This window comes from Pseudomonas sp. Xaverov 83, assembly GCF_019352905.1.
GTDB classification, from domain to species: Bacteria; Pseudomonadota; Gammaproteobacteria; order Pseudomonadales; family Pseudomonadaceae; genus Aquipseudomonas; species Aquipseudomonas yamanorum.
Genome location: NZ_JAAAFU010000053.1, coordinates 60,311 through 82,170, shown reverse-complemented (window position 1 = coordinate 82,170; position 21,860 = coordinate 60,311). Strand labels below are relative to the sequence as shown.

Here is a 21,860-nt window from a genome sequence, read left to right as displayed (position 1 = left end):
GCCTAGGCTTCTCTCTGACCGTCGAGCAAGCGCCGCAACAACAATGGATTGCCATGTTGCAGTGCCGTCGGCAGCAAGCCGTCCGGGAAATCCTGGTAGCACACCGGCCGCAGGAATCGCAGGATGGCGGCGGTGCCCACCGAGGTGGTGCGCGAGTCCGAGGTGGCCGGGAAGGGCCCGCCATGCACCATTGCATCACAGACTTCCACGCCGGTCGGCCAGCCATTCACCAGCAAGCGACCGGCCTTGCGTTCCAGGGTCGGCAGCAATGCGCGGGCGACGTCCAGATCGTCGCCATCCAGATGCAGGGTGGCGGTCAACTGGCCTTCCAGGTGTTCGCTGACCTGGCGGACTTCATCGGCGTTGGCACATTGCACGATCAAGGAGGCGGCGCCGAAGATCTCGGCCTGCAGGCCGTGGTTGGCGAGAAAATCTTTTGCGTGGGTCACAAACAGGTGGGCCTGGCCTTGGTTCGGGCCTTGCGCCGCCAACCCTTTGCCCGCGACATGAGCCTGCTTCGCCAGCACGCTGATGCCGTCTTCATAAGCCTTGAAGATTCCCGGTGTAAGCATGACCTGGGCAGCGCTGCGCTGAAGCAGATTGGCAGCGCTGTCGATGAAGTGGTCCAGCGCCTGCCCCGCAACAGCAATCACCAGTCCGGGATTGGTGCAGAACTGGCCGGCGCCTTGGGTCAGGGATGCGATAAACCCCTGGGCCAAAGCTTCACCGCGTGCGCTCAACGCGGCGGGAAACAGGTAGACCGGATTGATCGAACTCATCTCCGCATATACCGGAATCGGCTCGGGACGCGCCTGGGCCGCTTGGCACAAGGCGATGCCGCCGCTGCGCGAACCGGTGAAACCCACGGCCTTGATACGTGGGTCACAGACCAGCGCAATACCCACTTCGCGTCCCGAGCCGTATAACAGCGAAAACACACCGTCAGGCAAGCCACATTGCTGAACGGCCTTGGCCACCGCGCGACCCACCAGTTCGCTGGTGCCAGGATGCGCTCCGTGAGCCTTCACGATCACCGGGCAACCGGCCGCCAGTGCCGAGGCGGTATCACCGCCGGCCACCGAGAATGCCAGCGGAAAATTACTCGCACCGAATACCGCCACCGGCCCCAGCGGCACCTGGCGTTGGCGCAGGTCCGAGCGGGGCAGGGGCTGGCGATCAGGCTGCGCGGTATCAACCCGCACATCCAGCCATTCACCCGCGCGCACGGTGCGGGCGAAGGTGCGCAGTTGGTGACAGGTGCGCCCGCGCTCGCCCTGGATGCGTGGACGGGGCAGGCCGGTTTCGGCCATCGCCCGTTCAATCAGCTCATCGCCCAGGGCTTCGATTTCATTGGCGATGGTTTCAAGGAATTCGGCGCGAGCCGCCAATGGCGTTTCGCGGTAGGTATCGAAGGCACTCCATGCCAACGCGCAGGCTTGTTCCACATGCTCGGTGGTGCCGCCGGCGTAGGCGGGTTCCAGTGCAGTGTCGGTGGCAGGATTGATCGCCCGGATTGCCTCGCGGCTGCCTGGAATGGAATGCTGACCAATCAGCATGGTGCCCGTCAGAGTCATGGCGTAGTCCTGAAAGTAAAGATGGGCTTGGCAAAGAGAATCCACTGTGGGAGCTGTCGAGCCCGAGCGAGGCTGCGATGCAGGCGCTGCGGTCTGGCAGGTACAGCGCGGTGATCCCATCGCAGCCTCGCTGGGGCTCGACAGCTCCCACATTTGATCTTTGCTGCCTTGAGTATTGTTAAACGACGTTTTGCTCAGCCGACCAGTTGGCATACCACTGGCGGAACAGCCCGTACTGGTTCTCGGCATAACGACGCTGGGCATCGCTCAGGGCGTCGGTCTCGTTGAAGTGCAGGGTGTATTCCTTGTCGCCGTTGAGCACCATCAGATGCTTGTAGAACAGCACCAGGTCGCAGCCTTCGTCAAAGGACGACAACACCGCCAGTGCCGACTCCAATTCCCGCGCCTGGCGGCGTGCGGTGGCATCGCCCTTGGCGGCTTTCTTGCTCAGGGCCACCAGTTGCAAAACTTCCCGTGGCAGCGCGTTGCCGATGCCGGTGATTGCGCCGGTGGCGTTGCAGTTGACGAAGCCGTGGACCACCTGGGTGTCCACGCCGACCATCAAGGTCACGGCATCATCTTTGGAGGTGATGTGTTCGGCCGCGTAACGCAGGTCTGCCGCGCCGCCGAATTCCTTGAAGCCGATCAGGTTCGGGTACTCGCGACGCAGCTCAAAGAACAGGTCGGCGCGGGTGGCGAAGCCGTAGTAAGGGCTGTTGTAGATCACCGCTGGCAGGTTCGGCGCCGCCTTGAGGATGGCCGCAAAGTGATCCTTCTGCGCCGTCGCCGAGGCGCCACGGGACAGCACACGCGGGATGACCATCAAACCATGGGCACCGACCTTTGCCGCATGCGCCGCGTGGGCCACCGCTTCACGGCTGTTGACCGCGCCGGTGCCGACGATGGTCGGTACCCCGGCAGCCACCAGGCGCGCCACGCCTTCCTGGCGCTCGGCTTCCGTCAGCAACGGCCAGTCGCCCATGGAGCCGCAGTACACCACCGCGCTCATGCCGATATCGATCAGTTCGCGGCCCTTGGCGACCAGGGCGTCAAATTCCGGTTTGCGCTGGGCGGTGCACGGGGTCATCAGGGCGGGGATGCAACCGGTGAAGATATTGGTGTTCATTGTTTCAGCTCCAGTTTGATTGAAGGGGCGGGGGCGGTTCAGATGCCCCACGCGAAGGGATCCTGTTCGTCGATCAGCAAGGTGCTGTCGGCGGTCATGTAGGCGCGGCCGGTGATGGAAGGGCGTACACGCTCGCCTTCCCATTCATAGCTGCCTTCGAATTGGCTGCCGGTGATGCTGGCTTGTATCCACGGTTCACCGGCGGCGAGTTTGCCGTCGGCCGCCAGGCACGCCAGCTTGGCGCTGGTGCCGGTGCCGCAGGGCGAGCGGTCGTAGGCTTTGCCCGGGCACATGACGAAGTTGCGGCTGTCGGCCTGGGCGTCGTCGGCGAACAGTTCGATATGGTCGATCAGCGCGCCGTCTTCACCGTGGATGCCCTGGGCTTCGAGGGCCTTGAGCATCGCCCAGGTGTAATCGGTCAGGGCTTCGACGTTGTCCATTTGCAGCGCCTGCCCATGATCGGAAACCAGGAAGAACCAGTTGCCGCCCCAGGCGATATCGCCGTAAACCTGACCATGCCCGGGTACGTCCACTGGCACCTGCTGGCGATAGCGGTAGGCGGGCACATTGCGCAACGTCACCGCGCCGTCGGCGTGCAACGTGGCGCTGACCGGGCCGACCGGCGTGTCGATCTTGTGCACCCCCGGCGCGATCTGCCCCAAGTGATGCAGCGAGGCAACCAGGCCGATGGTGCCGTGGCCACACATGCCGAGGTAGCCGGCGTTGTTGAAGAAAATCACGCCGCAGGTGGCATCGGCCGAGACCGGCGCGCAATACAGCGCGCCCACCAGTACATCGTTGCCACGGGGCTCCAGCAGGCACGCCCTGCGCCATTGGTCATGGTGAGTGCGCAGGTTGTCGAGCTTGTCGGCAATGGTCTCGCCGGCCAACTCGGGAAAACCCGTCATCACCAGGCGCGTGGGTTCGCCGCCGGTGTGAGAATCGATGATGTGAACTCGTTTCATAACAGTGTCCATTCAGGGGGGGGCTGAGGCTCAGGAAGCCAGCTGCACGCGGCCGATGTCGGGCTCAGGGGCTTCACTTTCGTCATCTTCGGTTTCCAGGCGAACCAGATGCGCCGGCACGCCAGTGGCCGCGCCCCAGTAATAGATACCCAGCGCGCAAGCGGCCACGACCACGGTGTCGAACGGATGGCTGAGGATGCCCAGGCCACCAAAGCTGCCGAGTTTCGACAGGATGATGGTCACGGCGTAGAAGCCGATCAGCCAGGCGGAGGAGCGAACCTGGCGGCCGAGGCTCAGGTGCAGGGTCGGCACAAAACGGCCGCACAGCAGGTACACCACGAACATCAGGATTTGCAGGCCGAGCAGCCACGACACGGTGCTCCAGCCCGACCAGTAGACGATCAACGCGGCGATGATGAACGACAGTGGGCCGAGCAAACCCATCCACTTGACCCGGAACGGGCGCGGCAGGTCGGGCGCATTGCGGCGCAGTGCAGCCACGGACACTGGCGCCACGGCGTAGCTCAGCACCAGTGCGGCGGACACCACGTTGATCAGCGCTTCCCATGACGGGAAGGGCAGGGTCCAGAACACCGACAGGCCAAAGGTCAGCCACAGCGCCGGGCGCGGGATACCGGACTTTTCATCAATGCGCGTGAAGATTTTGAAGAAGGTCCCGGTTTGCGCCCAGCCGTAGATCACCCGTGGCGTGGCGTTCATGTAGATGTTGCCGCAACCGCTGGGGGAGATCACCGCGTCGGCCACGACGAGGTAAGCCAGCCAGCCCACACCCAGGGCGAGGGCGATGTCGCGGTATGGCAGGGCCAGTTCCTTGGCGACGCCGGCCCAGCCGTTGGCGAGCATTTCGGTGGGAATGCCGCCGAGGAATGCGGTCTGCAACAGTACGTAGATCGCGGTGGAGAGCAGCACCGACAGAATCAGCGCAATCGGAATGGTGCGTTGCGGGTTCTTCACTTCGCTGGCCACCGAGATGATCGGCGTCAGGCCCAGGTACGCGAAAATCACCCCGCCGGCAGACACGGCCATTTCAATGCCCGACAGGCCGAACGGCGCAAAGCCTTGGGTATGGAAATTCTCTGGCTTGAAGAAGGTGAACAGCACGCCGATCACCAGCAGCGGCACGATGAACTTGAACACGCTGACCAGGTTATTGGCCATGGCGAAGGTCTTCACGCTGCGGTAGTTGAGGGCGAAAAATAGCGAGAGCAGCGCAAATTGCACGAACCAGCCGAGGACGGTGGGGTTGCTGGAACCCGCCTGCGTCAACTCGGGAAACCAGGCCGCGGCGTATTGGCGCGAGGCGACCACTTCAATCGCCACCAGGCTTGAAAACGCGATCAGCGTGATAAAGCCCATCAGGTAGCCCAGCAGCGGGCCGTGGGAATAAACCGGGTAGCGCACCACACCACCGGCGCGGGGCAAGGCCGCCCCCAGTTCGCAGTACACAATGCCCAGCAGCAACACGGCGAAGCCGCCCAGCAACCAGGAAAAAATCCCCGCCGGCCCGGCGATGGCAGAGACGTGACTGGCCGCGAACAGCCAGCCCGAACCGAAGATCGCTCCCAGTCCGATAAAGGTGAGGTCGATCAATGAAAGCTGTTTCTTGAACTTGCCTTGGGCTGACATGGCGGCGCCTTCTTGTGGGTTATTGGATAGGCATGCAGTGGCCATACAGTGAACCCATCAACGGCGCTGCGATTGATGTTTTGCGCAAGCTGCGATGACGAAATCAGCACAGTTTCGATCACTCGACACGCTGGCGCCCATGGGGCAATCTGCTCGCCAGGCACCGCCCGCCGGGCGTCTGGTCTATCCGCTGAAAGCAGGAGAAAGCGTCATGATGCAGAGCGCGTTCGCAACCCTGTGCCAAGGGAGCGAGTCCGACCGTCCGCACACCATCGAAGAATTACTGGCCGGCGTCAGGCTGCTGTTGCCGATGCTGGACGTGATTCCCAATGCCGCGATCTTTATCAAGGATGTGCAGGCGCGCTACGTATTGGCCAACCGCACCCTGGTGCAGCGGTGCGGGTTGAAGGACTTGCAACCGTTGCTCGGGAAAACCAGTGCCGAGGTCTTTCCCGCGCAGTTGGGGCCCGGCTATACCGAACAGGATCGACGGGTGCTGGAGCAGGGATTTGTGCTGGAAGACCAGCTGGAATTGCACCTCTACGGCACCCGCGAGCCGGGTTGGTGCCTGACCCACAAATGGCCGCTGTACAGCCGCGACGGCGCGATTATCGGCCTGGCGGGCATCTCGGTCGACCTGCAAACCGCCAGCGAAACCCACCCGGCTTATCAACGGCTGGCGGCGGTGGACGAGCACATCCGGGCGCATTTCAATCGGCGTGTCACCCTGGGTGAATTGACGCGGATTGCCGGGATTTCAGTGGCGCAGCTGGAGCGCTACTGCAAGCGCGTATTCCACCTGACGCCGCGCCAGATGATCCAGAAGGTCCGCCTGGAGCATGCGCATCGCTTGCTGCATACGGAGCTGCCGATCACTGACGTGGCGTTGCAGTGTGGGTACACCGACCATAGTGCGTTTACCCGGCAATTCAAGGCGTTGACCGGGTTTACGCCGCGCCAGTATCGTCAGGCGACCGGTGGGCAGTGATGTCTAATTGGATCTACGTGAATGTCATGAGCAGCGGTGGCGCCAACAAGGAGGGTGCCAACGCTCTTCGCAGTTGCGCAAATCTGGTCAGTTTTATCCCTGCCGTTGGCGCGATTTATCAAGTCATCCAGTCCGTGCCCGTGAGTGGCTGCGTGGTGGATATCACCGACAAAACTACCGGGCACTCTCCTGATTCGTTCAGAAGAGAAGCGGTCGTGCCCGTCTTCAACCATAGCCGTGTTCAAACTGTCAGGAGTCCAACGAGATGGAATCGGCGATAGAGTTATCTTTCGAGGTTACCGAGCAAGAGCGCCAGGCCATTCTCCAGCCGCTGCGGGAATACAACATCAGCCAGTGCGGTGAGAACCCGTTCGAAACCTTCGGGTTGTTGTTGCGCGATCCCGTGAGCGAGGAAGTGGTAGGCGGCCTCTACGGGAAAATCTCCTATGGCTGGATGTTCGTTGAGCTCTTGAGCGTGCCGGAATCGCTGCGCACCCAAGGCATGGGGTCGCGGCTGATGCGCGCGGCGGAGGCGCTGGCACGAGAGAAGGGCTGTGCGGGGATCTGGCTGGACACCTTCAGCTTCCAGGCGCCCGGGTTCTACCGGAAGCTGGGTTTCAGCGAGTTCGGGCGTATCGCCGACTACCCGCCAGGGCACACGCGCCACTTTTTCCAGAAGCATCTGGCTTAGCGCTTACAGGCAAGGCTCACCGTGACACACAACCCGGTGTTGTTGATTTCATCGGTGAAGCCCAATTGCACCCGCGCTCCGGTTCGCTCGGCGATCGCCTTGACGATCGAAAGGCCGAGCCCCGAGCCGGCTTCTTCAGTCCCCAGGCTGCGATAAAACGGATCAAACACCCGCGCTTGTTCATCGGCCGCGATTCCCGGCCCGGTGTCCTTGACCTGCAACCGCGCGAAGCCCTGCACCTGCTCAACCGACAGATCCACTCGCCCGCCTTCGGGGGTATAGCGGATCGCGTTGTCCACGAGGTTCTTGACCAGGGTGAACAGGTCCAGCTCGTTGATAATGACCTGCACGTCCTCGACACTTTCCGCACCGATATCGATGCGCTTGCGTTCCGCCAATGGCAGCAGGTCTTCCAGCACCTGGCGATACACCGCGTGCACGGAGACCGACGCCTGTGGCCGGTTTGCGGCAGATTGCGCGGCGGCCAGGGTCAGCAACTGATCGATCAATTTGCGCCCGCGCTCAATGCCCCGAATCAACGGCAGCAGGCGGTCGCGGGCTTGGGTTGGCATCTCGCTGGCCGACAGTCGCTCGGCTTGCAGCGACAGCGCCGTCATCGGCGAGCGCAGCTCATGAGCGGCGTCGGCAACAAAGCGCCGCTGGCTGTCCATGGACTGCGCAACGCGTTCGAGCAGGCGATTGATGGCGACGACAAATGGCCGTACCTCGGTGGGCAAATGCTGTTCATCAATCGGGTGCAGTTCCTGTTCGGCTCGCTGGTCGATTTCCGCCGCCAGGGTGGCGATGGGGCGAAACAGTTTGCGCACCAGGTCGCTGACCACCAATAGCAACACCGGAAACAGGATCAGGAACGGCAACAAGCTGCGCCAGGCACTCTCGCGGGCGTCCTTGTCGCGGCCGCCGGTTTCCTGGGCGACGGCAATGCGCTCACCGCGTGCGGTGGTGCGGACCAGCACGCGAAACGCTTCGCCGCCGACCTCGACCGTGGACAAGCCATCGGCCAGGCTCGTGGGCAGCGGCAGCGGTATCACCTCATCGTTGCCGGCCACTGCATGCTTGCCATCGGCCAGGTATTGAATGATCACCCTAGACTCTTCGTCATCGCCTTCGATGCCTTGGCCTTCGGGGTAGCGCAGGGTCATGTGCTGGCGGTCGAACAGCACGGCGACCTGGCGCAGGGTATCGTCCTGCAGTTCGTGGGCCTCATCGAAAGCCGAGACGAACGCGAACAGGCTGGCGAGTGCCGCTACCAGCAGAATCGCCAGCGCCAGCGCCACGGAAAGCCTGAGCTGGACGGACTCGGTCAAACGTTTTTTGAAACCATCCATCCCATGCCCCTGACGTTCTTGATGACGTGGCTGCCCAGCTTGCGCCGCAGGGCGTGGATTAGAAACTCGATGGCGTTGCTTTCCACCTCATTGCCCCAGCCATACAGGCGGTCTTCGAGTTCGCTGCGCGAGAGGATTGCTCCCGGACGGATCAACAAGGCCTGCAATAGCGCGAACTCGCGGCTGGAGAGGGCCACGCCGCTGTGTTCGTCGGTGCTGGCTTCCTTGGAGAGCAAGTCCAGTGAGACCACGCCATTGCCCAGCAAGGGCAGCGCGGCGCCGCCCTTGCGCCGCAGCACCGCGCGCATGCGCGCCAGCAGTTCGGCCATGTCGAAGGGTTTGAGCAGATAGTCATCGGCGCCGCCGTCGAGGCCGCGCAACCGGTCGTCGAGGCTGTCCCGGGCGGTGATGATCAGCAAGGGCACAGGGTTGTTGCGCGCGCGAATACTGGACAGCACGTCGAGACCGTCCTTGCCGGGCAGGCCGAGATCCAGCAGCACCAGGTCGTAGGCATGGGTGTCCAGTGCGGCGAGGCCGGTGAGGCCGTTCTTGACCCAGTCGGCGGCGTAGCTCGCGTCGGTGAGGGCGCGCTGGATTGCGTCGCCAATCATCGGGTCGTCTTCAACCAGCAATATCCGCATGAAGCGCTCCTGCATGAAAGAGGCGCGAGGGTGGACCGTCGCGCCTGTAGTGAAGCACCTATGGGACGGTTTGTCCGCCGAGGGGTTATGGCTTGGCCTTCATCGAGTCAAACGCTTGCATCAACGTGTCCATGGCGGCCTTGCAATCGACCTGGTTCGGGGTGCCGGCACGCAGCGCGTCCAGGGCGTGGTCGATGGCCTTGTCCAGCACATGCCAGTCACTGGCGGCGCGGGGTTTGATCCCGGCTTCGGCCGAGTCCCAGGTGGTTTCCAGGTCCTTGATCCGGGCTTTGGCGCCGGGCAGGTCATTCTTGCTGACGAGGGCGGTCACGTCCGCCGCGATGGTGCGGAACTCGCTCAGGTCGCCCAGTTTCGAGCCCGACTGACTTTGGGTGGACACGGCATAGCCGGTGGTTGCAGCCGGCTTGTCGGCAGGTTTCGAACAGCCGGCGGCGATGCCCAGCAAAGCGATCGACGAGACGATGGCAACGCGGCGAATAAGGTTGTGTGCAATACGCATGAGGACGTTCCTGATGGAGTTATTGAGTGATGGATTTACGGTGGCCGACGCTGATTTGGGCGGCGGTCACCAGCAGGACGATGACGCAGAGGAAGATCGCGCTGGTCCAGGTGGCGCCCATGCCCAGGCCGCCATAGGTCTTGGCCTGGGTCAGCAAGTCACCCAGTGACGCGCCGAACGGACGGGTGAGGATGTAGGCGATCCAGAAAGCCGGCACCACGTTGGCCCCCATGCGCCAGGCCAGCAGCGTGGCGGCGATCAGGGCGGCGAAGATCACGGCACCAAGGGTGAAACCCAGGCCCAGTGCCTCGGTAGCCAGGTCGCCGGCGGCGGTGCCGAGGGCAAAGGTGCAGAGCACCGTGGCCCAATAGAACAACTCCCGTCGCGGGGTGACGATTTCACGGATCGAGAGGGTGTGCTCCGACCGGTACCAGACCAGGAAGTTGACTGCCAGTAACACCGAGAAAATCGCCGTGCTGGTGTAGAGGCTGACGTCGAGTTTGTCGGTGAGGATGTCGGTAATCTGCGTACCGACGATGCTCACCAGCACCACCGTCAGCCAGTAGATCCAGGGCGTGTAGGCCTTGGTGCGCAGTTGGTAGAACAGCGCGATCGCCAGCAGCGTCGCCATGCCGACGCTGGTCCAGCCGACGCCGAAACCGGCGTCGACGGCGAGAAAGTCGGCGCCGGTTTCGCCCACGGTCGTCGACATTACTTTGATCACCCAGAATGACAGCGTCACCTCGGGCACTTTGTTCAGCCAACGGGCTGCTGTGGCATTCATCGGGGTTACCTCTCCTGTACGCGGCAAGTGGCGCAGGGGAGAAGGTACGGCACGACACTTAGCTGGGACTGAGGTCCGTCAGTACGTGTGCCCGGCCTACGGTTGTGAGGTGCACGACACTGCCGGTCGGCGGTGCCTGCAGCCCGGAACTGCGCACCAGCAAGGATCGACCTGTGCCCGATTGCAGCGCCACGGTCAGGGTGCAGGTGTTGCCGCCAAAATCACGCTCGGTCACCACGCCCTGACAGCCTTCAGTCGCTGGCTCGCCCAGGCTGATGTGCAGTTGCTCGGGGCGCAACATGATCTGTGCCAGCCCGTGGTTACCCAGGCTGTTGACCGCGATGCGGCCCAGGTCGCAATGGGCCCAGCCACCTTCGATGCGGGCGGGCATCAGTACGGCATCGCCGAGAAACAGGGCGGTCTGTTCGTCCCTGGGAAACTGATACAGGTCCATCGGATTGCCGGATTGCACCAGGCAACCCTGACGCATCACCGCCAACTGATCGGCGAACGACAGGGCTTCGCTCTGGTCGTGGGTCACCAGAATGGTGGTCACACCCGCGTCTTCCAGGAGCCTGGCGACCATTTTGCGCATCGCCGCGCGCAAGCCGGTATCCAGGGCGGAAAAGGGTTCATCCAGGAGCATCAGCCGTGGCTGTTGTGCCAGGGCCCTGGCCAGCGCCACACGCTGTTGTTGGCCGCCAGAAAGCTCATGGGGCCAACGCTTGGCCATGCTGGCGTCAAGCGCCACGCTGTCCATCAGTTCGGCAATTCGCTGTTGCCGCACATCGCCCTTGGCTTTGAGGCCGAAGCCTATGTTGTCGGCCACCGTCATGTGCGGGAACAACGCGCCATCTTGCGGCACGTACCCGATCAGGCGTTGATGGGCCGGGACTTCATGCTGCTCATCCACCAGTACCTGGCCATTGAGGGTGAGGCTGCCGGAATCGGGAAATTCGAAGCCGGCAATCATCCGCAGCAAGGTGGTTTTGCCTGAACCGGAAGGCCCGACGATAACCGTCCGGCTGCCGGTGGGCACTGACAGGTTGATGTTTTCCAGGGCGCGTTGGGTGCCGAAGGATTTGCAGATCGCGGTGAGTTCGAGAGCGTTCATCGGCCAGCCGTGCGTTTGGATTGGTGATAAAGAAGACCGGTCAGCGGCAGCGACAGCAGGATCATCAGCAGCGCATACGGGGCTGCGGCTGCGTAGTCGATTTCACTGGTCATGGCCCAGAAACCGGTGGCCAGGGTGCGGGTACCGTTGGGGGCGAGCAACAGGGTAGCGGTCAGCTCGTTGGTGATTGCCAGGAACACCAGCGCGGCCCCGGCGGCGGCACCCGGTGCGGCCAGGCGCAAGGTGATCAGCCATAGGGCGCGGCCAGGAGAACGGCCGAGGCTGCGGGCCATGTTTTCCAGCTCTACCGGTGCCTGGGCGATACCGGCGCGCAAGCTCACCAGCGCCCGTGGCAGGAACATCAGCATATAGGCCAGCAGCACAGTGATCGTGGTTTGGTAAATCGGCCGGGCGAAGTGGATAGTCACCGTCACCAGGGCCAGCGCCACGACGATACCGGGCAGCGAGCTGGTGATGTAGTTGCAGCTTTCCAGCACCCGCTGCAAGCGGCCTGGTGCACGAATCGACAGCCATGCAATCGGCACCGCTGCGCAGGTCGTCAGCACCGCACCGGCGATGCCCAGCAGCAGGGTTTGCTCCAGCGCCGGCAGCAATTCCCCCAACTGCCAGACCTCGCGGCCACCGGCAATCAACCATTTGCCCAGGGTGATCAGCGGCACGCCGAGGGCCAGCAGGCAGGTCACGGTTTGCAGGCCCAGGGCGAGGGCGGTGGTGCCCGCCTTCAAGCGTACGATTCGCTGTTCCCGTGCGCTGCCCGAGCCGACACGGGCGTAACGGGCATTGCCCCTTGCTGCGGATTCGGCGGTGAGCATCGCCAGGCAACACAGCGCGAGTACCGCCGCGAGCATGTTGGCCGCCGGGCCATTGAAGGTGGACTTGAACTGATCGAAGATCGCCGTGGTGAAGGTGTCAAAGCGGATCATCGCGTACAGCCCGTATTCGGCCAGCAAGTGCAGGCCCACCAGCAGCGCGCCACCGCAGATCGCCAGGCGCAATTGTGGCAGCACCACCCGGAAAAACACCGCCCAGGGTTTTAGCCCGAGGGATTCGGCCACGTCCTCAATGGCAGGGTCGAGCCGGCGCAGTGTCGCCGCCACTGGCAAGTAGAGAAACGGGAAATAGGCAATCACCGACACCAGCACGCCCGCCGGCAGGCCGTGAATCGATGGCACCAGGCTGACCCAGGCGTAGCTGTGAACAAACGCCGGTACCGCGAGCGGCGCGACGGCCAGTAGCGACCAGGCGCGACGCCCGGGCAGGTTGCTGCGCTCCGTGAGCCAGGCCAGCGCGACGCCCAGCACCACGCACAGGGGCAGGGTGATCAGTACCAGCAACACGGTATTGACCAGCAATTCGCCCACTCGCGGTCGTAACACCAAGGCAGCGATCTGCGCCCAGCCAATCTGCCAGGACACGCCGATCACAAAGGCTATCGGCAACAGTGCCAGCAGTGAGACCCATACGGATAAACCGGTCACCCACGCGCCGCCGCGGCCTTTGAACAGGCCACGGGAGCGTCGGGCAGAATGGGCGGGCAGCGCGTGCGCGATACCCGGCGGCAGGGATTCAGGCAGCAATCAGAGCAGTCCGGCCTGGGTCATGAGTTCGACGGCTTTTTTGCTGTCGAGTTTGGACGCGTCGACTTTCGGTGCATCGAGTTGCGCCAGTGGCACCAGTTTCGGGTTCGACTGGGCACCCTGGCCCACGGCGTATTCGAACGAGTTACCGCTCTCGAGAATCGCCTGGCCGTCTTTGCCGGTGATCCATTTCAGGAACGCCTGCGCTTGTTCCGGGTGTTTGCTGGAGGCCAGCACGCCGCCACCGGAGATGCTGACGAAGGCACCCGGGTCCTGGTGCTTGAAATAGTGCAGCGCGGTGTTCTTGCTGTTTTCGCCGGTCTTGGCCTGATCGACGAAGCTGTAGTAGTGATAGATCACGCCGCTGTCGACCTGGCGGGCGTTGACGGCTTTAAGCACTGCGCTGTTGCCGCGATAGATGGTGGCGTTGGCTTTCATCGCCTTCAGCCAGTCGAGGGTGGCGGCTTCGCCTTTGAGCACCAGCACGGCGGCGACGATAGCCTGGAAGTCGGCACCGGCCGGGGAGGCGGCCCAGCGGCCTTTCCAGCTTGGCGCGGCGAGATCGAGCAAGGACTTTGGCAGGTCAGCTTCTTTCAAGGTGTTCGGGTTGTAGACAAATACCGTGGAGCGTGCGGCGATCCCCAGCCACTTGCCTTGGGCCGGGCGATAAGCGGCGCCGACCTGTTCCAGCGTGCCCGGTGCCACGGGCGCGAACAGCCCTGCGTTATCCACCAGCACCATGGCCGGGGAGTTTTCAGTGAGGAATACGTCTGCCGGCGAAGCGCTGCCTTCCTGGACGATCTGGTTGCCCATCTCGGTGTCGTCGCCATTGCGCACGGTCACCGGAATGCCTGTTTCCTGGGTGAAGCCTTCAACCCAAGCCTTGGTGAGGCTTTCGTGTTGGGCGTTGTAGACCACGATGCCCACCGAGTCGCTCGCCGCATAGACATGTCCGGCGCTGACCAATGCAGTGGCCAACAGGGCCTTTTTCAGAAAGGAAGGGATGCGGGTAATCATGCCGGGCGAACTCCTGGGCTCTTATCGTTGGGCGATGCAATTAATTCCCGGGCAATAGGAATCATTTGCATGTTTTGGCGCGGCGAATGTAGAGCGGGGAATGAGAAAAAAACGTCAAATAAATCGTTAATCCTCGTGATAAGAACTCGCGAAGCGGGTCTGCATCATGGCAGAGCGTTATCTCGCTACAGACCGCCAGGTCACCAGGCCGTCCAGGCCATGATCGGACTTCAAGTACCGAAGCACATTCTGCGCCTGGGCCTTCTCCTCAAACGGGCCGACAAAGGCGTGAGGTGCCTCATCGAGCACGGTGGGTACATCGAGCGCCTGCAACTGCGCAACCAGCTCGCCAAACGCTGTGTCGGTATCGGCGGAAAGACGCACGACCCAGCCGCTGCGATATTTCAGGGGGATGGGCTCTACCTCGGCGCCACAGTGCTTGCAGTGCGCGGCGGCGGCTTTGATCGGGCTGGAACAGGCAGGGCAGGGGCGCAGGTCTTCGTGTACCAGGGCGTCCACACCGGTCTTGGGAACGCGTGGCATCAGCAGGAGGACGATCAGGGGGATCAAGGGCACGAACAGCCCTATCGCAAACCATCTTGGCCCTGATCTGCCGCGCTCGCTGGCGAGGTAGGCGGTCACGGCGGTGACTGCCAGCCAAAGGGAAAGGTAGATGCTCATGTGCACGTCCTTGTCTTGATTTAGCGGGAGTGATGGCGACGTTGAGCCTGTTCAGCCCCGCGTCGCCATCGGCAGCGCAAACAACAGGGATGCCGCCAGGTGCTTACTGCGCCTTGGCGTTCTTGATGTCCGCAATCACCTGCTTGGCAATCGCCTGGACCTGCTTCTGGGTCATGGCCGACGCCACGCCTTCCCAGGCTGATGACTCTGTTTCATAAGTGCGTGCGCCCAGCGGTGCACCGGATTTCAAGTCGGAAAAGTCAGCTTTCGAGAACACCCAGGCATTACCCACCAATGCCCCAGCAGCGTAGCGGCTGCCGGCCGTCAGGTAACGAAACTTGCTGACGTTAATGGTGATGCCCACCCCGTCGGCACTGCCGGTGTTGATGGTGGGTGTTTCCTTGAGGCTATAACCGGCTTGTTGCGCCTCGGTTTGCAGGGCCGCGCCCCATTGTTGCTTGAGCAGTGGCCAGTCCTGGTTTTGCTCGACAGTGGTGTTGCCCTTGAAGCTCACGACCAGGTTTTGTTTAGCCGATTCCGGGATGGCCAGGGTGTCTGCACCACCGCTTTTTACCTTGGCTGCACAGCCACCCAGCATCGAGAGGGCAACAGCGAACGACAGGGCGTAAAGCGCCTTGGAGGTTTTCATTGAATTTCCGTATCCACAACAATTGAGAAAGGGGGAGGCCACCGCATCGGATGGGGCGGCTACGATGCTTGAACCTCCCGGCGTCTGGCAAGCGATGACTGCCAAATGCCCTCTAACACTTCAAACACCCACAAACTTTATTGGATTGCAGCAACAATTTTTCTTGTTGGACACCTCCCTCCCCAAGCAGCAAAGATGCCGCCACTGACGCTCGACCTTCCAGGTCAACAATAAAAAATCGAGCCGGGCTGCACGCCGTTTTCTTGCAGTGAACCCTTTGTTCACTACCTGCTTTACTGGCGCCGCAGCGCGCACTTAAGGACCTCACCACCATGCAAACTGTTGTGAACCTATGGCCGCTGATTGGCGTACTCGTCATCGTGGTCGGCTTTGTGTTGCGCTTCAATCCGCTGCTGGTCGTCACGGCGGCAGCGATTGCCACCGGGTTTGCCGCCCACTTCCCGCTGGAAAAGATCCTCGCCACCATGGGCGACGGCTTCCTCCAGACCCGCGCCTTGCAATTGATCCTGTTGTTGCCCCTGGCCGTCATCGGCTTGCTGGAGCGCCATGGCTTGCGCCTGCATGCGCAAAACTGGATCGCGCGCTTTGAGCGGGCCACGGTCGGGCGCTTGCTGATCATCTATCTGTTTGTGCGTGAATCCACAGCGGCCATGGGCCTGACGAGCCTGGGCGGGCACCCGCAGATGGTGCGCCCGTTGCTGGCGCCGATGGCGGAAGGCGCGGCGGAAAAACGCTATGGCAAACTCCCCGACAAGCTTCGCCACAAGGTCCTGGCCATGTGTGCCGCGACCGACAACGTGGGGCTGTTCTTTGGCGAGGATATCTTCGTCGCCTTTGGTGCGATTGCGCTGATGCACACCTTCCTGCTGGGTTCGGGGATTGATGTCGAGCCTCTGCACATCGCGGTCTGGGGCATTCCGACGGCGATCTGCGCCTTCATCATTCATGCCATCCGCTTGCATCGCTTTGACCGAATGCTGACCCGAGAGCTGTCACCGGCCAAGCAGTCGGAGGCGGTGCAATGATCATTTCCATTGAATACCTGTATTGGCTGGCTGGCATTCTGCTGGTGATCACCTCAGGGATGATCCTGATGGATCGCACCCACCCCAAGCGCTGGTCGAGTTCGTTGTTCTGGCTGCTGTTTGCCATTCCGTTCCTGGTGGGGGAGCGTCTGCCCTCGGTAGTGGTCGGCGTGGGCGTGGTGGTGATGGCGCTCATTGCGGGCCTGGGCGGCGTAGGCCGCGGCGCGCATGCCCAGTTGCATGACAAGGCCGCACGGGCCAGCGCTGGTCGCCTGGGGCATAAACTGTTTATCCCGGCCTTGGCCATTCCGTTGACCACGGTGATTGGCTCGGTGCTGCTCAAGCACACCGAAATCGGCGGCGTACCGTTGCTGGACCCGAAGAACACCACCTTTGTTTCCCTGGGCATCGGCTGCCTGATTGCACTGGCGCTGGCCTGCTGGCTGACGCGGGACACCCCGGTGCAAGCCCTTCGCGAATCCCGGCGCCTGACCGAAGCACTGGGCTGGGCGATGGTGCTGCCGCAGATGCTGGCGATGCTAGGGCTGTTGTTCAACGAAGCGGGGGTGGGCACGGCCGTGGCGCACATCACCACCACCTACATCAACCTGGATTACAAGCTGGTAGCGGTGATGGTGTATGTGTTGGGCATGGCGCTGTTTACCGTGATCATGGGCAATGGCTTTGCCGCCTTCCCGGTGATGACCGGCGGCGTGGGTGTACCGGTGCTGGTGGGCATCTACGGCGGTAACCCGGCAGTGATGGCCGCCATTGGCATGTTCTCCGGTTACTGCGGTACGTTGATGACACCCATGGCGGCCAACTTCAATATTGTCCCGGCGGCGTTGCTGGAGCTGCCGGATAAAAACGCGGTGATCAAGGCGCAGATGCCGACCGCGTTGATGATGCTGGTGGTCAATATTGTCCTGCTCTACCTGCTGATGTGAGGCTGAAATGCGCACTGTATTGCTGACGGGTTTCGAACCGTTTGACCAAGACCTTATCAACCCGTCCTGGGAGGCGGTACGCCTGTTGGAGGGTGTGCAGTTGGGCGCTGATGTGCGGATTGTCGCGCGGCAGTTACCCTGCGCCTTTGCCACGGCGGGCGAGCGCCTGGCTCAGCTGTTGGCCGAGCATCGCCCGCAGATGGTCATTGCGGTCGGGCTGGGCCCCGGGCGCAGTGATATTTCCATCGAGCGGGTCGCGATCAACCTCAACGACGCGCGTATTCCGGACAACCTGGGTCAGCAGCCTGTCGACACGGAAGTGGTGCCCGGCGGCCCTGCGGCCTACTTCGGTACCTTGCCGAGCAAGGCCATGGTGAGGGCCGTGCGCGAGGCCTGCATTGGGGCCAGCGTGTCGCAAACCGCCGGCACTTTCGTGTGCAATCAGGTGTTCTACCTCTTGCAGCACGCACTCGCCGGATCAGGGGTACGTAGCGGTTTCATCCATGTGCCGTGGCTGCCCGAACAGGTGGCGGGCCGCGTACCCGAGCCGCCCTCGATGGCATTGCCGATGCAGGTTGAAGGGTTGCGGATTGCGCTGCTGACGGCCTGGAATACCCCGGTGGATATCACTGAAGCGGGTGGGCAAGTCAGCTGAGGTTTTCGGCTTCGCGTCCCGGGAAAAACAACGCGAAGCACGTCACACCGTCCTCGCTGCTGACGCTGTAGCGCCCGTTGTGCAACTGCATGATGGTCGCGACGATGGACAGCCCCAGCCCATTGGAGTGCGCCGAGCGTTCCCGGGATTCATCCACCCGATAAAACCGCTCGAACAACCTCGGCAAGTGCTCCGCCGGGATGGTTGCCCCGTGGTTAGTCACCGTCAGGCTGATGCCCTCGGCGCCGGGCGTGGCCTGAATCAACAGCTCGGAACTCGGCGCACCATATTTGATGGCGTTGGCGCACAGGTTGGCCAGGGCGCGGCGCAACAGCATCGGTTCGGCCCAGATCACGCCTTCGCCCTGGGCAAGGATGCGGATGTCGACATCGCCCGCCAGGCCTTCGAAGTAGTCGGCCATGCGTTCCACTTCATCGGCCGCATCCAGTTCCTGGCGTTGGCGCAGGGCGCTGGCGGGGTCGGTACGGGCCAGGAACAGCATGTTGTCGAGCATGCGCGCCAGGCGTTCAAGCTCTTCGACGTTGGAGGCCAGCAGTTGCTGGTAGGCCTCGACGCTGCGGTGTTGCTGCAACGCCACCTGGGTTTCCCCCAGCAAATTGTTGATGGGCGTGCGCAGTTCGTGGGCCATGTCGGTGGAGACCTGCCCCAGTTGCACAAAACCCTTGGCCAGGCGTTCGAGCATGGTGTTGAACGAGTCAATCATCGGCAGCAGTTCTTTCGGTGCGCCCTGGCTGTCGAGGCGCGCGGCGAGGTTGCCGACGCCGATGCCTTGGGCATGCACCGCCAGGCGCCGCAACGGCAGCAAGCCACGATGCACCATCAGGTAACCGACCACCGCCAGTACCAACGCGGCGATGCTGGCGAGGATATAGACACTCAGCCGGTAGCTGGCGAGCACGGCGGTGCGCTCGGTCATCAAGCGCCCGGTGGTGACTTGCAGGCTGCCCAGGTCGCCCGAATCAATGGTGGCGGCCAGGGTGGAGAAGGGCACGCCATTCACCCCGGGCAAGTGCTGCACGTCGGCGAACTCCAGGGTGTGGTCCCTGGGTACCGGTTTGACGGTGGGCATGTCGATGTTGCCGGGGTTCACCTCCAGCAACGGCTTCTGCCCCGGTGCGGCGATGCTCAGCACCGACTCGCGGTTGCCGAGCATGTTCTGGAACAGCTCTGGCTTGGTCTTGATCAGGTCCAGGGTGTTGCTGTCGTTCAGCAGGTTGCGCAGTTGGTCGACGCGGTAAATCAGCGCGGCATCGTCCCGGTGGACCAGCTCGCGCTCAAGGTCGCGGTACAGCGCCACGCCGAGGGTCGCCAGCAGGGCGAACGCCAGTAAGGCAAAGATCAGCGCCAGGCGCAGTGTCAGGGAATAATGCCGAGGCTTGCTCATGGCTGCGTATCGAAGCGGTAGCCGATGCCGCGCACGCTGTGGATCAGCTTGAGCTGGAACGGGTCGTCGATTTTCAGGCGCAGGCGGCGCACGGCCACGTCGACCACATTGGTGTCGCTGTCGAAATTCATGTCCCACACCCGCGAGGCGATCAGCGAACGCGACAGTACCTGGTCCTGGTGGGTGGCGAACAAGTGCAACAAGGCGAACTCCTTGTTGGTCAGGGTGATGCGCACACCGCCGCGGGTGACGCGGCGCTTGAGCACGTCGATCTGCAGGTCGGCGATCTGCAGTTGTTCTTCTTCACGGCTTGGCCCGCGCCGGGTCAGGGTGCGCAGGCGCGCCACCAGTTCGGCGAAGGAAAACGGCTTGATCAGGTAATCGTCGGCGCCCAGTTCCAGGCCCTTGATGCGGTCGGCAATGTCGTCCCGGGCGGTGAGGAACAGCACCGGTGTGTCGGCTTCCTTGCGCAGGCGACGCAGCACTTCCCAGCCGTCCATCTTCGGCATCATCACGTCCAGCACGATCACGTCGAACGGGGTTTCCAGGGCCTGGTGCAAACCGTCCACACCGTCGCGGGCGAGGCTCACGGAGTAACCCAGTTCCTGCAGGCCGTTAAGCAGGTAGTTGCCCGCCTTGGGCTCGTCTTCGACTACGAGGATATTCATGGGAGTTGCCCTGGTGATGTGCCGGTGTTTCGTGGCGCAAGTGTAGCCCGATCAATTGTCATTGGGGCAGCCGATGCCCTGTACTTGATAGTCCAGCACGTGTTCGCGGCCCTGGCTGTCGAGGTAGTCGAGGCGGGCGGGGACAATGCCGCACTGGCCGTAGGTGTCGGTGCTCGACAGCACTTTGGCCACGTCCATGTGCATGAAGAAGCCGGGCGTGTCATGGATGACCGGGGTGGTATCGGCAAACGCCGAGCCGGTGGCGAGGAGGGCAGCAAAGCCGAGGATAAACAGTTTCATGGCGGTATCTCTCTTTAAGGGTTGGCTGCCGGTATCCGGCAGTGAGTTCACAGTAACCAGGCGACACAAACAGCCAACCAACAGGATGATGACAAGATCGTAATGAAGGGATCAGGGCTGGCGGCCGGAGGCTTCGAGGATCAGGTCGGTGATTTCCTTGGCGTGGGAAACCAGCGACAAGTGGCTCGACGGCACTTCGATGGTGGTGGCGTTCATGCGCTTGGCGAGAAAGCGTTCCAGGTCCGGATTGATGGTCTGGTCGTTGCTGGACACCGCATACCAGGACGGTTTGGTGTGCCAGGCGGCGTTGACGGTGCGGCCGCTGAACAGGGTCTTGGCGATCGGTTGTTGTACGGCGTACAACTCCATGGCCTTGGCGCGGGGCACGTCGGCGGCGAAGTACTTGAGGAAGGCGTCCTGGTTCAGGGTCAGGTAGCCGTCGTGCTCCACCACACCGGCACGTACGGGTGTGCTCGGGTACTTGGCGGACAGGGCGACGAAGTCTTCGTTGGCGTCCGGAGCGCGGGCGGCGACGTACACCAGAGAGCTGACCTTGGGGTTGACCCCGGCGTCGCTGACCACGGTGCCAGCGTATGAATGGCCGACCAGCACGGTAGGGCCGTCCTGTTGATCGAGTACGCGATTGGTGGCGGCAACGTCATCCGCCACCGAGGTCAGCGGGTTTTGCACCGCGGTTACGTGCAAGCCGGCGGCCTGTAGGCGAGTGATCACTTCGGACCAGCTGGAACCGTCAGCCCAGGAGCCGTGTACCAGCACTACGTTATTGGCTTTCACCGGTGCAATCGGGCCGGCCACGGCGGCGCCGGCACCCAGCATCAACAGGCTGGCAGCGATCAGGCAGAGTTTGCTTACAGGTTTCATCGGGCGGGCTCGCTTCTTTATCAGTGGGAAGTTGGGTCACCCGCTGTGGGTGACTGACGACTTCACTGTATGAAGTGAGGGTGCTGGCAACACTGACAGCTTGATGACAAGTTTGTAATGCAATGGGCAGCCTGGAAGCTGCCCTTGTTGGACGGTGACCCTTCAGACAGTACGGGCTGCCTGCAGGCGTTCAGCGCCACCTTCCGCCAGGCCGCGTTCGTGCAGGCGGTCGGCGCCGCCCTCGGCGAGCAGATGGGACGGCTGGTCTTTGACCGCGGCGGCGTGGGTGTTGGCCGACGCCATGGATGACAGCCCAAGGCCCGCGACGACAGCCAGGCCGAATACCAGGGACGATGCTTTCAAGAGATTGAACATGATGAGGCTCCTACGAGTGAGCCAGCCGGATTGGCTGGTGGTCGTAGTTAATCCCCGGGGTGTATCCGCCATGTGTGCCCGGGCGTGGCGAAATGCGGGTTCGCGTATCCAGACAGGGTTCCCATACAGTCCGATACAAACCACGGGAAGGTTTACAGCGTTTGGGGCGATCCGTAGATTGCATCGGGCAAGTGGTTCGTCAGTACCCAAGACCGGGCGACGAAAACATGAGGAAACC

At 62.6% G+C, this 21,860-nt stretch carries 23 protein-coding genes; 5 read left to right on the top strand and 18 right to left on the bottom strand.

Going from position 1 to position 21,860, the window contains the following annotated elements; genetic code table 11:
• Positions 1-2 precede the first annotated feature (2 nt).
• The 4 genes from K0H47_RS17580 to K0H47_RS17565 form a co-directional block, all read right to left on the bottom strand.
• On the bottom strand, positions 3-1,574 hold the full coding sequence (locus K0H47_RS17580; RefSeq protein WP_219273307.1) for an aldehyde dehydrogenase (NADP(+)): 1,572 nt from the start codon (positions 1,572-1,574) through the stop codon (positions 3-5).
• A 178-nt stretch (positions 1,575-1,752) separates the two neighbouring features.
• On the bottom strand, positions 1,753-2,700 hold the full coding sequence (locus K0H47_RS17575; protein ID WP_219273306.1) for a dihydrodipicolinate synthase family protein: 948 nt from the start codon (positions 2,698-2,700) through the stop codon (positions 1,753-1,755).
• A gap of 38 nt (positions 2,701-2,738) precedes the next feature.
• Positions 2,739-3,665, bottom strand: a complete 927-nt coding sequence (locus K0H47_RS17570; RefSeq protein WP_219273305.1) for a 4-hydroxyproline epimerase — start codon at positions 3,663-3,665, stop codon at positions 2,739-2,741.
• A 30-nt stretch (positions 3,666-3,695) separates the two neighbouring features.
• A complete protein-coding gene (locus K0H47_RS17565; RefSeq protein ID WP_219273304.1) occupies positions 3,696-5,312 on the bottom strand; it encodes an APC family permease in 1,617 nt (538 codons plus the stop codon).
• Positions 5,313-5,523: 211 nt separating this feature from the next.
• Between K0H47_RS17565 and K0H47_RS17560 the strand changes: the two genes are divergently transcribed.
• Together K0H47_RS17560 and K0H47_RS17555 are read left to right on the top strand one after the other, a co-directional pair.
• Complete coding sequence (locus K0H47_RS17560) at positions 5,524-6,300, top strand: AraC family transcriptional regulator (protein WP_219273303.1); 777 nt, start codon at positions 5,524-5,526, stop codon at positions 6,298-6,300.
• 265 nt (positions 6,301-6,565) lie between these two features.
• A complete protein-coding gene (locus K0H47_RS17555; RefSeq protein WP_219273302.1) occupies positions 6,566-6,991 on the top strand; it encodes a GNAT family N-acetyltransferase in 426 nt (141 codons plus the stop codon).
• Here K0H47_RS17555 and K0H47_RS17550 read toward each other — a convergent pair.
• The 9 genes from K0H47_RS17550 to K0H47_RS17510 all read right to left on the bottom strand — a co-directional run bounded on the left by K0H47_RS17550 (position 6,988) and on the right by K0H47_RS17510 (position 15,344).
• Complete coding sequence (locus tag K0H47_RS17550) at positions 6,988-8,340, bottom strand: ATP-binding protein (protein ID WP_219273301.1); 1,353 nt, start codon at positions 8,338-8,340, stop codon at positions 6,988-6,990. The two genes, K0H47_RS17555 and K0H47_RS17550, sit on opposite strands and share 4 nt — an antisense overlap.
• Positions 8,316-8,981 (bottom strand): response regulator transcription factor, encoded by a 666-nt coding sequence (locus tag K0H47_RS17545; RefSeq protein WP_219273300.1) that lies wholly within the window; start codon positions 8,979-8,981, stop codon positions 8,316-8,318. Before K0H47_RS17545 ends, K0H47_RS17550 begins: the two co-directional genes overlap by 25 nt.
• A gap of 85 nt (positions 8,982-9,066) precedes the next feature.
• Positions 9,067-9,501, bottom strand: coding sequence for a hypothetical protein (locus tag K0H47_RS17540; protein ID WP_219273299.1), 435 nt, complete (start codon positions 9,499-9,501; stop codon positions 9,067-9,069).
• A 19-nt stretch (positions 9,502-9,520) separates the two neighbouring features.
• Positions 9,521-10,285 (bottom strand): hypothetical protein, encoded by a 765-nt coding sequence (locus tag K0H47_RS17535; protein WP_063031697.1) that lies wholly within the window; start codon positions 10,283-10,285, stop codon positions 9,521-9,523.
• Positions 10,286-10,343: 58 nt separating this feature from the next.
• Entirely contained in the window at positions 10,344-11,399 is a 1,056-nt protein-coding gene (locus tag K0H47_RS17530; protein ID WP_093199091.1) for an ABC transporter ATP-binding protein, read from the bottom strand.
• Positions 11,396-12,994, bottom strand: coding sequence for an iron ABC transporter permease (locus tag K0H47_RS17525; protein ID WP_093210117.1), 1,599 nt, complete (start codon positions 12,992-12,994; stop codon positions 11,396-11,398). The genes K0H47_RS17530 and K0H47_RS17525 overlap by 4 nt, the downstream gene beginning before the upstream one ends.
• A gap of 3 nt (positions 12,995-12,997) precedes the next feature.
• Positions 12,998-14,014 carry an iron ABC transporter substrate-binding protein gene (locus tag K0H47_RS17520; RefSeq protein WP_219273298.1) on the bottom strand — a complete coding sequence of 339 codons (1,017 nt, stop codon included), beginning with the start codon at positions 14,012-14,014 and terminating at the stop codon, positions 12,998-13,000.
• Between the two features lie 177 nt (positions 14,015-14,191).
• On the bottom strand, positions 14,192-14,695 hold the full coding sequence (locus K0H47_RS17515) for an SPOR domain-containing protein (protein WP_063031691.1): 504 nt from the start codon (positions 14,693-14,695) through the stop codon (positions 14,192-14,194).
• A gap of 103 nt (positions 14,696-14,798) precedes the next feature.
• Positions 14,799-15,344: a DUF4410 domain-containing protein gene (locus tag K0H47_RS17510; protein WP_017478821.1), complete on the bottom strand. Its 546-nt coding sequence runs from the start codon at positions 15,342-15,344 to the stop codon at positions 14,799-14,801.
• A 332-nt stretch (positions 15,345-15,676) separates the two neighbouring features.
• Here K0H47_RS17510 and K0H47_RS17505 point away from each other — a divergent pair, with 332 nt between their 5' ends.
• Genes K0H47_RS17505 through pcp form a run of 3 tightly spaced genes read left to right on the top strand, consistent with a single transcriptional unit; the run spans position 15,677 to position 17,992 of the window.
• Positions 15,677-16,390: a DUF969 domain-containing protein gene (locus K0H47_RS17505; RefSeq protein WP_063031689.1), complete on the top strand. Its 714-nt coding sequence runs from the start codon at positions 15,677-15,679 to the stop codon at positions 16,388-16,390.
• Positions 16,387-17,337, top strand: coding sequence for a DUF979 domain-containing protein (locus K0H47_RS17500; protein WP_063031687.1), 951 nt, complete (start codon positions 16,387-16,389; stop codon positions 17,335-17,337). Before K0H47_RS17505 ends, K0H47_RS17500 begins: the two co-directional genes overlap by 4 nt.
• A gap of 7 nt (positions 17,338-17,344) precedes the next feature.
• Positions 17,345-17,992, top strand: coding sequence for a pyroglutamyl-peptidase I (gene pcp / locus K0H47_RS17495; RefSeq protein ID WP_093199078.1), 648 nt, complete (start codon positions 17,345-17,347; stop codon positions 17,990-17,992).
• Here the strand turns inward: pcp and K0H47_RS17490 are convergent.
• The 5 genes from K0H47_RS17490 to K0H47_RS17470 form a co-directional block, all read right to left on the bottom strand.
• Complete coding sequence (locus K0H47_RS17490) at positions 17,985-19,397, bottom strand: heavy metal sensor histidine kinase (protein ID WP_063031682.1); 1,413 nt, start codon at positions 19,395-19,397, stop codon at positions 17,985-17,987. The two genes, pcp and K0H47_RS17490, sit on opposite strands and share 8 nt — an antisense overlap.
• Positions 19,394-20,065: a heavy metal response regulator transcription factor gene (locus K0H47_RS17485; protein WP_063031680.1), complete on the bottom strand. Its 672-nt coding sequence runs from the start codon at positions 20,063-20,065 to the stop codon at positions 19,394-19,396. Before K0H47_RS17485 ends, K0H47_RS17490 begins: the two co-directional genes overlap by 4 nt.
• 51 nt (positions 20,066-20,116) lie before the next feature.
• Positions 20,117-20,365: a DUF2790 domain-containing protein gene (locus tag K0H47_RS17480; protein ID WP_017478827.1), complete on the bottom strand. Its 249-nt coding sequence runs from the start codon at positions 20,363-20,365 to the stop codon at positions 20,117-20,119.
• Between the two features lie 111 nt (positions 20,366-20,476).
• Positions 20,477-21,247, bottom strand: coding sequence for an alpha/beta fold hydrolase (locus tag K0H47_RS17475; protein WP_063031677.1), 771 nt, complete (start codon positions 21,245-21,247; stop codon positions 20,477-20,479).
• 162 nt (positions 21,248-21,409) lie between these two features.
• A complete protein-coding gene (locus tag K0H47_RS17470) occupies positions 21,410-21,622 on the bottom strand; it encodes a hypothetical protein (RefSeq protein ID WP_063031676.1) in 213 nt (70 codons plus the stop codon).
• Positions 21,623-21,860: the final 238 nt, after the last annotated feature.

What these genes read in the sequence shown, in the direction of transcription:
- K0H47_RS17580 (WP_219273307.1), bottom strand. Translation starts at nt 1,574, where the DNA reads ATGACTCTGACGGGCACCATGCTGATTGGTCAGCATTCCATTCCAGGC.
- K0H47_RS17575 (WP_219273306.1), bottom strand. Translation starts at nt 2,700, where the DNA reads ATGAACACCAATATCTTCACCGGTTGCATCCCCGCCCTGATGACCCCG.
- K0H47_RS17570 (WP_219273305.1), bottom strand. Translation starts at nt 3,665, where the DNA reads ATGAAACGAGTTCACATCATCGATTCTCACACCGGCGGCGAACCCACG.
- K0H47_RS17565 (WP_219273304.1), bottom strand. Translation starts at nt 5,312, where the DNA reads ATGTCAGCCCAAGGCAAGTTCAAGAAACAGCTTTCATTGATCGACCTC.
- K0H47_RS17560 (WP_219273303.1), top strand. Translation starts at nt 5,524, where the DNA reads ATGATGCAGAGCGCGTTCGCAACCCTGTGCCAAGGGAGCGAGTCCGAC.
- K0H47_RS17555 (WP_219273302.1), top strand. Translation starts at nt 6,566, where the DNA reads ATGGAATCGGCGATAGAGTTATCTTTCGAGGTTACCGAGCAAGAGCGC.
- K0H47_RS17550 (WP_219273301.1), bottom strand. Translation starts at nt 8,340, where the DNA reads ATGGATGGTTTCAAAAAACGTTTGACCGAGTCCGTCCAGCTCAGGCTT.
- K0H47_RS17545 (WP_219273300.1), bottom strand. Translation starts at nt 8,981, where the DNA reads ATGCGGATATTGCTGGTTGAAGACGACCCGATGATTGGCGACGCAATC.
- K0H47_RS17540 (WP_219273299.1), bottom strand. Translation starts at nt 9,501, where the DNA reads ATGCGTATTGCACACAACCTTATTCGCCGCGTTGCCATCGTCTCGTCG.
- K0H47_RS17535 (WP_063031697.1), bottom strand. Translation starts at nt 10,285, where the DNA reads ATGAATGCCACAGCAGCCCGTTGGCTGAACAAAGTGCCCGAGGTGACG.
- K0H47_RS17530 (WP_093199091.1), bottom strand. Translation starts at nt 11,399, where the DNA reads ATGAACGCTCTCGAACTCACCGCGATCTGCAAATCCTTCGGCACCCAA.
- K0H47_RS17520 (WP_219273298.1), bottom strand. Translation starts at nt 14,014, where the DNA reads ATGATTACCCGCATCCCTTCCTTTCTGAAAAAGGCCCTGTTGGCCACT.
- K0H47_RS17515 (WP_063031691.1), bottom strand. Translation starts at nt 14,695, where the DNA reads ATGAGCATCTACCTTTCCCTTTGGCTGGCAGTCACCGCCGTGACCGCC.
- K0H47_RS17510 (WP_017478821.1), bottom strand. Translation starts at nt 15,344, where the DNA reads ATGAAAACCTCCAAGGCGCTTTACGCCCTGTCGTTCGCTGTTGCCCTC.
- K0H47_RS17505 (WP_063031689.1), top strand. Translation starts at nt 15,677, where the DNA reads ATGCAAACTGTTGTGAACCTATGGCCGCTGATTGGCGTACTCGTCATC.
- K0H47_RS17500 (WP_063031687.1), top strand. Translation starts at nt 16,387, where the DNA reads ATGATCATTTCCATTGAATACCTGTATTGGCTGGCTGGCATTCTGCTG.
- pcp (WP_093199078.1), top strand. Translation starts at nt 17,345, where the DNA reads ATGCGCACTGTATTGCTGACGGGTTTCGAACCGTTTGACCAAGACCTT.
- K0H47_RS17490 (WP_063031682.1), bottom strand. Translation starts at nt 19,397, where the DNA reads ATGAGCAAGCCTCGGCATTATTCCCTGACACTGCGCCTGGCGCTGATC.
- K0H47_RS17485 (WP_063031680.1), bottom strand. Translation starts at nt 20,065, where the DNA reads ATGAATATCCTCGTAGTCGAAGACGAGCCCAAGGCGGGCAACTACCTG.
- K0H47_RS17480 (WP_017478827.1), bottom strand. Translation starts at nt 20,365, where the DNA reads ATGAAACTGTTTATCCTCGGCTTTGCTGCCCTCCTCGCCACCGGCTCG.
- K0H47_RS17475 (WP_063031677.1), bottom strand. Translation starts at nt 21,247, where the DNA reads ATGAAACCTGTAAGCAAACTCTGCCTGATCGCTGCCAGCCTGTTGATG.
- K0H47_RS17470 (WP_063031676.1), bottom strand. Translation starts at nt 21,622, where the DNA reads ATGTTCAATCTCTTGAAAGCATCGTCCCTGGTATTCGGCCTGGCTGTC.